At 47.6% G+C, this 10,491-nt stretch carries 11 protein-coding genes and 1 pseudogene; 6 read left to right on the top strand and 6 right to left on the bottom strand.

What is annotated here, in order from left to right:
- On the bottom strand, window positions 1-956 hold a 956-nt coding region (locus AC286M_RS36105; protein WP_488209031.1), incomplete at its 3' end, for an ATPase domain-containing protein.
- A gap of 475 nt (window positions 957-1,431) precedes the next feature.
- On the opposite strand from AC286M_RS36105, the pseudogene AC286M_RS36100 reads away from it, so the two are divergent.
- The 4 genes and pseudogenes from AC286M_RS36100 to tnpA all read left to right on the top strand — a co-directional run bounded on the left by AC286M_RS36100 (window position 1,432) and on the right by tnpA (window position 5,482).
- Window positions 1,432-2,649: pseudogene (locus tag AC286M_RS36100) on the top strand (IS256 family transposase).
- A gap of 24 nt (window positions 2,650-2,673) precedes the next feature.
- Complete coding sequence (locus AC286M_RS36095) at window positions 2,674-4,122, top strand: ATP-binding protein (protein ID WP_488209030.1); 1,449 nt, start codon at window positions 2,674-2,676, stop codon at window positions 4,120-4,122.
- Between the two features lie 4 nt (window positions 4,123-4,126).
- The gene (locus AC286M_RS36090; RefSeq protein WP_488209029.1) at window positions 4,127-5,029 is read left to right on the top strand and encodes a hypothetical protein; all 903 of its coding nucleotides are present in this window, start codon (window positions 4,127-4,129) and stop codon (window positions 5,027-5,029) included.
- 9 nt (window positions 5,030-5,038) lie between these two features.
- The gene (gene tnpA, locus AC286M_RS36085) at window positions 5,039-5,482 is read left to right on the top strand and encodes an IS200/IS605 family transposase (RefSeq protein ID WP_488202591.1); all 444 of its coding nucleotides are present in this window, start codon (window positions 5,039-5,041) and stop codon (window positions 5,480-5,482) included.
- Here the strand turns inward: tnpA and AC286M_RS36080 are convergent.
- From AC286M_RS36080 to AC286M_RS36070, 3 genes are all read right to left on the bottom strand, one after another.
- Window positions 5,445-5,897: a hypothetical protein gene (locus tag AC286M_RS36080; RefSeq protein ID WP_488209028.1), complete on the bottom strand. Its 453-nt coding sequence runs from the start codon at window positions 5,895-5,897 to the stop codon at window positions 5,445-5,447. The genes tnpA and AC286M_RS36080 overlap by 38 nt on opposite strands.
- Window positions 5,898-5,997: 100 nt before the next feature.
- Window positions 5,998-6,225, bottom strand: a complete 228-nt coding sequence (locus AC286M_RS36075) for a tyrosine-type recombinase/integrase (protein ID WP_488209032.1) — start codon at window positions 6,223-6,225, stop codon at window positions 5,998-6,000.
- A gap of 245 nt (window positions 6,226-6,470) precedes the next feature.
- The gene (locus AC286M_RS36070; protein ID WP_488209027.1) at window positions 6,471-7,031 is read right to left on the bottom strand and encodes a TetR/AcrR family transcriptional regulator; all 561 of its coding nucleotides are present in this window, start codon (window positions 7,029-7,031) and stop codon (window positions 6,471-6,473) included.
- A gap of 515 nt (window positions 7,032-7,546) precedes the next feature.
- Here AC286M_RS36070 and AC286M_RS36065 point away from each other — a divergent pair.
- A complete protein-coding gene (locus AC286M_RS36065) occupies window positions 7,547-8,359 on the top strand; it encodes a heme oxygenase-like domain-containing protein (RefSeq protein WP_488209026.1) in 813 nt (270 codons plus the stop codon).
- Between the two features lie 6 nt (window positions 8,360-8,365).
- Window positions 8,366-9,613 (top strand): sensor domain-containing phosphodiesterase, encoded by a 1,248-nt coding sequence (locus AC286M_RS36060; protein ID WP_488209025.1) that lies wholly within the window; start codon window positions 8,366-8,368, stop codon window positions 9,611-9,613.
- Window positions 9,614-9,828: 215 nt separating this feature from the next.
- On the opposite strand, the gene AC286M_RS36055 is transcribed toward AC286M_RS36060, so the two are convergent.
- Window positions 9,829-10,089 carry a hypothetical protein gene (locus AC286M_RS36055; protein WP_488209024.1) on the bottom strand — a complete coding sequence of 87 codons (261 nt, stop codon included), beginning with the start codon at window positions 10,087-10,089 and terminating at the stop codon, window positions 9,829-9,831.
- Between the two features lie 192 nt (window positions 10,090-10,281).
- Window positions 10,282-10,419, bottom strand: coding sequence for a hypothetical protein (locus AC286M_RS36050; RefSeq protein WP_488209023.1), 138 nt, complete (start codon window positions 10,417-10,419; stop codon window positions 10,282-10,284).
- Between the last annotated feature and the right edge of the window lie 72 nt (window positions 10,420-10,491).

Genomic DNA, 10,491 nt, shown 5'->3' with positions numbered 1-10,491 from the left:
TTGACCGATTCGCAGCGCTGAACCAAGGTTTCTTTGGCTTCTTCGAATAGATAAACGACCGTGCGTTCGCCCCGTCCGGCGGACTCTTTGGCAAACTGTAGTCCCAGTGTTGATTTACCCACGCCGCTCGGCCCCGTAATCAGGCAGCTGATGGTACCGCGTTCGAGACCGCCGTTAAGCAATTCATCCATTTCAGGAATGCCGGATGGGACAGACTCAACTTCAAATTTGGCTTTTTCTTCTTTTTTGAACTCCAGTTTTGGGAATACCGTCATCCCCTCGTCACTGAGGCGAATGGAGTGCTTGCCGCTGATGAAGCTGGAGCCGCGAAACTTAAGAACTTGAATCGTGTGCTGGGTGGTGGTGGCGATGAGCTGCAAAATGCCGTCGCTGATGAACTGTAGGTCTTCATCGGGCGCTTCAATACTCGCTTCCGACGTGAAAAGAACGGTTGCACCTTGGCCAGTTAAATATCGCAGCAAGGCAATACTCTGCTGACGAAACTGAAACGGATCAACAGATAGGTAGCGAAACTGAGTCATGGAATCGATTACGACCCGCTGGGGCTGAACAGTTGCGATCGCATCTAAAATCGACTTCGTAATTGGACTCCGTTCCACTTCAGACGGAGAAAAAATGTCGTAGCTTTGCTGCTGAGTAAACACGTCAGTAGTCGGGCTTAAATCTAGAAAATGCAGCCGATCCGAGTGAATACCAAGCAACTGAGCACTGTGCTGAAGCTGAGAGGCTGACTCACCCAGAGTGATGTAGATTGAGGATGAATTGTCTGCCAACCCACAGGCGAGGAAGTGTAGCCCCAGCGTTGTTTTGCCGCTGCCTGGCTCACCACGTAGTAGATATGATTTTTGGGGTAAAAGTCCACCCCGCAGCACACGATCAAGCCCATCCACTCCAGTAGAAAGGCGAGCCTGGGGAAAATGCACAGTCGATTGCATGTTGTTAACAGAAAGCAAACAGGGAAAAGTTACGGAATTTATTGCAGAGATTAAGTGTATCGCTTATTACCTGGCTTTCGTTATGCTGAAGCATGAAGATAGACGCTCAGGTGAGATCTTTGCGAAGAAATGTTAAGTAAAGATGCCTTAAATAGTCTTTCATTATTCAGTGACTGAGGCTATTTATCGCTAAAAGTGAGTAATTTTTAAGGTTCTCAATTCTTATTTACAAGTGAATATAAATTGTTTGAATCCTAAGGATTGTGAATTAAATAACCTGTAATTCTGGTTTTGCTGTGTAATTCCATTGCGGCAGAAGCTCGTCGAAGACAATCTTCATGTTGGCTTTGAAGTCCTCAGCAACTTTACGACCCTTGTGATACGTTTTATCGAGAATCGTCGGGATTGTAAATTAGATTGTGTCAAAGGTCAGAGATGAGATCTAATGAACTATTGAACCTAAGAGACTCGTACTATGACTTTTCGACCTGAACTCCTGGATGAATTGCTTAAAGGCTATCAGAATCCCGAAGACCTGCTGGGGGATGGAGGGATTCTTAAGCAGCTCACGGCGGCTTTGGTGGAACGCTGCTTGAATGCGGAAATGAAAACCCATCTGGACGAGCAACAGGCGGAGCCTGAAAGCGACGTCAAGCCAACTCGTAACCGCCGCAACGGCCACAGCAAGAAGACCATCAAAGGGGAGTTTGGAGAAGCTCAAATCAATGTTCCCCGTGACCGCAACAGTGAGTTTGAACCCATCATCGTCAAGAAGGGGCAGACCCGCTTCGAGGGCTTTGATGACAAGATCTTGTCCCTCTATGCCAGGGGCATGAGTACCCGTGACATTCAGGCTCAACTGCAAGACCTGTATGGCGTTGAGGTCTCAGCCGGGCTGATCTCGAACGTCACGGATGCGGTTGAAACGGAGCGTAAAATTTGGCAAAATCGCGCGCTCGACCCGGTTTATCCCATCGTCTATTTTGATGCCATCGTGGTCAAAGTCAGACAAGACGGGCGGGTGATCAACAAAGCGATTCACTTGGCGCTTGGGGTTAACTTGTCTGGCACCAAAGAACTCTTGGGGATGTGGATGACCCAGAACGAGTCTGCCAAATTTTGGCTTCAAGTGCTCACAGAGCTGCAAAATAGGGGTCTCAAAGACATCTTCATCGCTTGCTGTGATGGCCTCACTGGCTTTCCCGATGCCATTGAAGCGGTCTTTGCTCAAACCCAGGTGCAGTTGTGCATTGTTCACATGGTACGAAATTCACTCCGCTATGTGTCCTACAAAGACCGTAAGGCGGTTGCAGCAGACCTCAAGCTGATTTACACGGCCAGCACTGAGACTGAAGCAGAGCAGCGCTTAGTTGAGTTTGCCGAGCAGTGGGACCAGCAATATCCAACCATTAGCAGGTCTTGGCTTCATCATTGGCAGCGGATTATTCCCTTCTTTGCTTTTTCACCGGAGATTCGTAAAGCAATCTATACGACCAATGCGATTGAATCGATGAATATGACTCTTAGAAAGGTGATTAAAAACCACCGAGCTTTTCCAACCGATGAATCTGCCCTAAAAGTTATCTACTTGGCAATTCAAAATATTGCCAAAAAGTGAACCATGCCCATTCGCGACTGGAAACCCGCTCTCAACCGCTTCGCGATTGAATTCAGCGATCGCTTTCCAACTTGAGTTTTTACCTTTGACACAATCTATTTGACATACCCAATTGCTCGGGTGGTGAGTTTGCTCCGACCGGGCGTATTTGTGCTGGCTGGACTGCTGAAGGACATCAGCGATCGGCAGGTGCATGAGATTCAGAATGCTCATTTTGCCCTGCGGCAAACCAATATTGAGCAGTACATCATCCTGCTCGATTCGGATCCACACATTCCGCTGGATATTTATCCGTTGTTGCCTGCTCTGGAGTATCCGTTACCAAGCCGAGAGGCTGTGCAGCGTTTGGTAGCAGAATTTTGCTGGGATGTGTTCAGCATGGAGCAAAACCAAGAAAATCGGAACCGTCAGCGTCAACTGACCCAGGCATGTTCTGGCTTACCCCGAGGTGAGATCGAGATTGCCCTGCACCGGGCCACTGCACGGATTTCTGGTGTAGTCAATATTGACGCCATCACCGATCTGGTAATGAATTACAAGACCAAAAAGCTGAAAGGACGCGGTATCAACTTATTGCCAGAACCCGATGTGCCTGTCGCAGCCGGGATGGATCGGCTCTACGAAACTCTAGATAAAGTCCGCTTGCTGTTGCAGCCAGAAGCTGCAACTCGTCACCTGAGGCCGCCGAAAGCCATTTTGCTGTGGGGTATTCCTGGTACTGGCAAATCGCTAGCGGCGAAGCTGGCGGCCAAACATATTGGCGGCACACTCGTGAGTGCGGATTGGAATAGTTTGGTCGGTCGTACTGTTCAGGAGTCAATGAAGAACCTGAACGGCTTACTGGATTTTGTAGACGAAATTGGCACCTGCATTCTGTTTTTCGACGAGTTTGAGAAAGCCTTTTCCGGTTGGGATACTCGCGTTGAAGGTGGCGTGCTGGGGAAGATGGCTGGTCAGCTTCTGAGCTGGATGCAGGATCACACCTCGCCTGTGGTGATGTTCGCCACGATTAATCACCTTCAGATGCTGCCTGCCGAGATGATTCGGCGGTTTGAGTATATCCATTTCTTTGGCATGCCCCACGCGGGTTCGCTCTGGGAAGTATTTAAGGTTCACCTCGGCCAATATTTCGAGTACGACTTCTCAGATCGAGATTGGCGCATTCTGCTGCGGGAATATCGCGGCTGTACGCCCGCTGAAGTAGCCAAAGCAGTGCGGCATGTCGCTGATGCTTATTATTTCTGCGATATGCGCCGAGGCAACTGTTGCCCTGACAAACCACAGCTTCAGCTAGAGAGCCTCTTAGAGGAGCGCCAAACGTTTACTCCAGCAGCAACGCAGCGGGATATTAGTGACCAAATTGCTGCCATTGCCAATCGGGCAGATTATGCCATTCCGGTATCCGGGCCAGATACCTCGCGGTTTGCCGTGCCGGAACAGTCATTGATGGGAATTGATGAGGATGCCTTCACTACCCGCGATCTCGTTCAGGCCAATCGCTACTCTCGCCGTGTCCAGCTCGCGGATGGAGAACGCTCCGAATTTTAGAGCCATGCTAAACCTATTGAGATGCCTACTCATCCTCCTCGTTGCGATCGGAGCTTGGTTGCTATCAGCGGTTCCGACGTTCGCTCAACCTGTGCCAACCGCGCAGCCTCAACGTGCTGCCTATCAGGATGTCATTCCTGACTTTGAAACGGTCTCTTTCCTGGATTTGGGAACAGTTGAAGATAGCGGTCGCGTTAAATTTCAAGGGCTTCAACGTCAGTGGGAAGTGGGCGATTCGGTGAGTAACATTCTGACGCTGGGGGATGTGGCCTCATTGAATGGACAGGCTCTCTCGCTAGGACAGATCAATCAACTCACCGGGACTAATTACACCGACGCTCGCTTATCGAGCTTCGATCTCCTAGAACGTCAAACCTTATCCAATCTTGACTATGCGATTCCTTACTTCGGAGATTACCGGGTCGATGAAGTAGCCCCGGTCAAGCAGCTGCTCTCTGAAACGACCGGACAGATTAGTTTTGGCAGTGAGACGATCTCAGGTTTTTTGGAGCGCAATCCCGGTTTGAGCGATATTCAATTGGGTGAGACGACGCTCGATGAATTTGCGATCGCAGACATTCCCAACATTGATGCGGTGCCGATTATTGATTTGAAGGGGTGGGACAAAGCCAAAATTGCAGAGGTGCCAGGGCTTGAAAATGTTGCGCTGAGCGATTTTCCTACCGGAATTACGGGCCTCGAAGGTATCATCGCGCGTATTGATGTTGTCTGGGGAACCGCTGAAACCGACCGCACCAATACGATTTCAGGTAGCTATCAGGCGGGCTTTGAGATACCCTGTCCGGCTGAAGGGAAGCTAACTGGATTCGATTCTCCTTCTGAAGCACAGGAAGCGAATGATCCGGTTGAATCTCTTGGGTCCATTCCCCGCCGCTCTGCGGCGTAAGATCTAAGAATGAGTGAGTACATCCACAAGAGTCATAACGTAACAGTTTTGCTATACCACTTAGTGTTTCCAGCAAAGTATCGACGGGTTGTGTTTGATGAGCAAGTAGATGCGGTTCTGCGAGAGGTCTGCCTCGAAATCGAGAAACGCTACGAGGTGAAGTTTGTCGAAATTGGAGTGGACAAAGACCATGTCCATTTTCTAGTGCAGTCCGTGCCGACCTATAGTGTGACCAAACTGGTAACGATGCTGAAAAGTTTAACTGCACGAGAAGTCTTCAAACGATGCCCTCAAGTGAAGCAGAAACTTTGGGGAGGCGAGTTTTGGAGTGATGGATATTTTGCGAGTACAGTAGGCCGCCACGGGGATGAAGGAATGATCGCCAAATATGTTCAAGCCCAAGGCAAAGATTACCTCAAATTGCATCGGGATAATCAACTTGCTCTTTTTTGATTCTGATACCCCGTCCGCTTGCGGCGGGGTATTTCATTTCAGCGATCGCTTTCCAACTTGAGTTTTTACCTTTGACACAATCTATTTGACATACCCCTTGGTCGCTGAGCGTGGTGTCTTGCTTCACCGCATTATGAGCAAAAATAGTTCCCAAACTCCGTACATACAAAGCTGTGAGCGCGATAGCGTCAGTCTCCTGCCGTTGGGTAAGGTACTTATTCGCATCCTTCAGGTGAGCAATGTTTGGAGATGTCACACCATCTAGACTCCGATACAGTGACTGCGCTTGCTCAAACAAATTTAGAACTGCTTTGTAAGCAACACTCTGCTGTCCTGACTCACTTATCTTGTCTCTCACAGCCTCATGAAACTGGCTGACATTCGGCTTCATAACCTTGGGATTGAAGTATTTCACACTCACCTCTCGTCAACGCAGACTCTCACAGGCTTCACCATCATTGTTTGTAAAATACCCAGTGTTAACAGAGCAATATCTTCAGCGTAGTTTGACCACTTCACAACTTTGCGATCGCATCTACCTTCTCTTCATCCGACACCTCCAAATAGCGCTGTAGTGCCGCCATCGAAGTCCATCCGCCGAGATCTTGGATCGTCTTCAGCCGGACTCCGGCTTTGTCCAACTTGGTCGCCCAAGTGCGCCGATTGCTGTGGGTACTGAAGCCCCGTAGACCGATGCGATCGCAAGCTTGTCTCGAAGCTATATCACAAGCCTGGCGGGTAATACAGCCACCCTTGCGACCGGAGAACAGATAGCCCGATTTTGCTCTAGGGTTTTTTTATCGACGTCTACGAATACGATTGGCAACACCCAAAGCCATTACAGCCACTGTTCATAAATTGGCTCGCCTCTTCTATCGGCTCTGGAGTTCTGGGGGAAGCTATGACGTCCGAGTGCCAACTACTATGAGCAACGCTATCAAGGGCAGATTATCAAGGCTTGCACAAAGTAATCAGTTCTGACATTGGCTTAATAAGTACTGCTAATCAGTTTTTGAGCAGATTCTTTGGCTTGTTGGAAGGGGTGAGATTCCCCCATAATCTGGGCCAGTACTGTAGCTCCGTCCAAAAGAACCATAAATTGAGTTGCGACATTAGCAGAGTCCTGAATTTCAGCTGCCTCTATTAGACTCTGAATATATCGCATCATCAGTCTCTTATGCTCAGCACAAATAGCATGAATGGGAGATTCGATAGATGGATATTCAGCTGAGGCTTTGACAAAAGCACAACCATTAAATTCTTCTCTCTCAGCCCATGATTGATAGATGTCGAAAACAGCGATCACTCTGTCAACGGGATCGCTAAATGCTTTATCCACAGCTTGCATAAACCAATTGCGGAAACTTTCATCTTGCCTACGAAGGGCTGCAATAATTAGCTCTTCTTTTGACCTAAAATTTCTGTACAAGGTCGTTTTAGAAACCTTCGCTTCAGCGAGAATGGTGTCAATTCCAGTGGCAAAAAAGCCATGCTGACAAAATAGTTTCAGAGCATTCTCAATCAAACGTTCTTTTGGTTTGCTACTCATAGATATTTCGACACTCAAGATAATGACAGAAAATGACCAAAGATGTTGAAAAAGGTTATACGAACCAAGCTTTAAAGAAGAATTTAAGAGAATTAAGAATCAAATAATACAGGATAACAGGAGGTACTTGTACAAAAGAATCGCTGTTGAATACAATACAACTGATTGACATGTGTACAGATCTGTATTATCGTTTCTCTCAATGAGAAATACAGAATGTCGGCTAGCCAGTCCAGATTATGCATCCTTGGATGATTCTCACATATCTTTGATGTATCAGCGTAAGTGGCTCTTGAGCTTTGCAACGAGCTAGGCTTGGTCATTTTGGCTTGGTGCTTGAAATTTGTAAGAGAGCTTTCATCTGTGCTCCTTCTCATGACCTCTAAAAACGGAACGATCTGTGCTTTTGATGTCGATTCCTGTATCCTCTGCGTTGACTGTGGGTATGTTCTATTTGGTGTCCAAGGGAGTTTGTAGTGAGTTCAAGTATTTCTGGTCAAATCGCTAGAGAAACGATGCGGCATTCAATTCCTGATGCGCTTTGGTCTAAGAATCAAGAGTTTGTTGCTCGTGTACAGGATATGATTTTGAGCCATCCCGTATCTGTGCATCCAGCAATTTCTGCACTGAATCATGCTACTTTCTCGAAGGCGGCAACTAGTCGGATTCATTTGGAGTATCGACATGCCATTGTTCAGGAATTTACCGATGCTTTGCTGATGGCACAATACCAATGTCGCCAGCTAGAACCACGACTGCAAGCTGGCCAGAAAATGGCGGCCCGCTTTCTTCTAACCTTCAATATTCTTGATGAATTTGGTTTTCGGTTCGATGCTGATACTAGCGAACCCAATGGATATTGTGGCACTCCCTACCGAGCACATTATCCACTTTATGAGAACGTTCTGAGTGAGTTAGGTATTAGCCCAATTGAGAGATCGGAATATGTTCCGTCGCCAATTGCCCATCAGCTTTTGCAGCATTTGCGATCCTCTTACGAAAGCTTAAGTGCGGTTACCAGCCTGTTAGCAGTAGCCGAGAGAGTTGTTGTTCTCTTTAGTGCCCCAATGAGGCGAAATGCGAAAGCTTCAGGTGTGACGACAACTTCGGGCTATTATCTCTGTCATGGGGAAAGCAGCGATGCTCAGTCCGAGGCTGATGATGATGTCCATGAATCAGACTTATGGCAAGTTCTGATGCAATCATTACTTCCTGAGGAGTATAAACATATAGAATTTCTGTGTCGAGAATACTGTGATCTATGGGTTAAATTTTGGGATCTGCAAATGCAGAATTTGACCCATGACTGTATTTCTAGAAGCGCCTGAATAAGCATGGTTGATCTGCCTCTAAAAGCGCATGATGGTCAGAATTCATCTGATACTAAAAATCACGCTTGTTATAGCTGTAATGATGAAGTAATTATAGATATTCTAAGAACTATCCGTTTGTCCTTAGATATGGATGTTGCCTTCATCTCAGAGTTCTCAGGCGGTAGACGTTTATTCAAGTATGTTGATGCTTTACCTAATAGGCAGTTTATTCAAGTAGGCACATCTGATTTGTTAGAGGAAAGCTATTGTCAACGGATTGTAGACGGGCGCTTGCCTCAGTTAATGCAAGATGCTGCCTGTTTTCCTGAAGCCTTAGAGTTGCCGATCACAACTAGTCTGCCGATCGGTGCTCATCTGAGCGTTCCTATTTATCTGGCGGACGGTCATACGTATGGGACTTTCTGTTGCTTTAGCGTAACCCCTGATCAGACTCTGGATGAACGTTCTATTGCAGTTATGAGTGCCTTTGCAAACCTCGTTGCGCTTCAAATCGAACGACAAGTTAAGACAGTACAAATTCACAATGAGATAACAGAGAGAATTAACTTTCTGCTTGCCTCTAAAGAATTTATGATTGTTTATCAGCCCATTTGGGATATTGAAGAGAATCGAATCGCTGGATTTGAAGCCCTGACTCGATTTCTATCAGTTCCAACTCGTTCACCGGATGTATGGTTCGATGAAGCTTATAAAGTGGGTCTAGGTATATGTTTAGAACTAGAAGTGCTTGAGCAAGCCTTGAGAGGGCTCAATTTTCTGCCCGAGGATGTATACTTGTCGCTCAATATTTCTCCTGATGCCATTCTGAGTGGTGCGTTGACTGCTGTGCTTGATAACGTACCGGTAGACCGGATCGTGTTAGAAGTTACTGAGCATATTTCAGTAGCTGATTATCTGAAGTTTGCTCAGATGCTCGAACTGTTTCGTAGGCGAGGTTTACGCTTGGCGGTGGATGACGCAGGCGCAGGATACTCTAGTTTTCGCCACATTTTGAAGTTAAGGCCAGATGTAATTAAGCTAGACATGAGTATTATCCGCCATATTGATTCAGATTTTTCGAGTCGGGCTCTTGCAGCAGCTTTGATCCGGTTTGCCGAAGAAACTGGTAGTAGAACTGTTGCAGAAGGAGTTCAGACGAGCGCAGAATTAAAGACGCTTCGTGAACTCTGCGTATCGAAGGTTCAAGGTTATCTAATCGGCAGACCTGTTCCGATTGACGCAGCTGCGTCTCTTGTCGGAGGGATTTGAGAGTCAAAGAAAGATGAGAGAAGGGATTTTGGATATTGAAGGAAAACACTATGGTTCGAGCCAACTATTGCCTACTTTTAGCCAAGTGCTCACCCAATAGGATTAGGACGAGATCGCAGCCAGTGCCAGAGACTGCATCTATGCTTAGGTACTCCAGCAAGAGCGAGTCACCGCCGAACGGTTGTGAGCCGTCTTCATACTGACAACGCTTAGGGTTACTCCTGCAGCGTGCCGAACTGAGGTGACCAAAACGCTCCTCGACTCTGGAAATAGGCCACTTCCTTGCACTTCCCACGCCGATTTTTTAGGATCGAACAGCGTAACATCACCTTATCTTGACCGTCTTTGGTATAGGCATAGCGCTCCAGCATCGCACCGCAGACTGGGCAAGGATGATCCCTAAACAGCTCTGGATGCAGAGCCTGCCGCTGAGCCTGAGGCAGTTCATAGCGTTTCGCCTTAGCATTCCAAAACATCACCGTCCTGCAACTTGCCCCAGAGCACTTGAGGAAGTGCTTAGCCTTCATCTTCTTGGAGCGAGAGGGAACCTTGCCATCATCACCGCACCGCAGGTGGGGCATTTAGTTTTCGTCGCTTGCCCCTTCGCCGATTTCGTTTGAGAGCCAGACGCCTTCTTAGACGCCTGAGCAATCGCAATTGGAGGCTGCTCAGCAAAAGTCGGTAGAGATAGGAGTTGAGACTTGGCCTTGGAAATTGCAGGTGCAAAGTAGTCCCGGTTCCAGCCGATCAGATACGTACTGCCAGTCCTGCTCACCGATTGCGATCGCATCCAGTGCCGTTTCCATCTGAGCAGTGAACTCCGGCTGGATCAATCCGGCAGAAGCTTTCTAGCGCTCCATCCAGTTCCAATCCCAACG

The sequence above is a fragment of the Thainema salinarum CENA647 genome, assembly GCF_057732415.1.
Note: the sequence above shows the minus strand (reverse complement) of the source record. Positions and strands in the feature narration are given on the sequence as shown.

Coding starts and splice junctions, on each gene's coding strand:
- AC286M_RS36090 (WP_488209029.1), top strand. CDS start 4,127: ATGCTAAACCTATTGAGATGCCTACTCATCCTCCTCGTTGCGATCGGA.
- tnpA (WP_488202591.1), top strand. CDS start 5,039: ATGAGTGAGTACATCCACAAGAGTCATAACGTAACAGTTTTGCTATAC.
- AC286M_RS36070 (WP_488209027.1), bottom strand. CDS start 7,031: ATGAGTAGCAAACCAAAAGAACGTTTGATTGAGAATGCTCTGAAACTA.
- AC286M_RS36065 (WP_488209026.1), top strand. CDS start 7,547: ATGCGGCATTCAATTCCTGATGCGCTTTGGTCTAAGAATCAAGAGTTT.
- AC286M_RS36060 (WP_488209025.1), top strand. CDS start 8,366: ATGGTTGATCTGCCTCTAAAAGCGCATGATGGTCAGAATTCATCTGAT.
- AC286M_RS36055 (WP_488209024.1), bottom strand. CDS start 10,089: ATGTTTTGGAATGCTAAGGCGAAACGCTATGAACTGCCTCAGGCTCAG.
- AC286M_RS36050 (WP_488209023.1), bottom strand. CDS start 10,419: ATGGAAACGGCACTGGATGCGATCGCAATCGGTGAGCAGGACTGGCAG.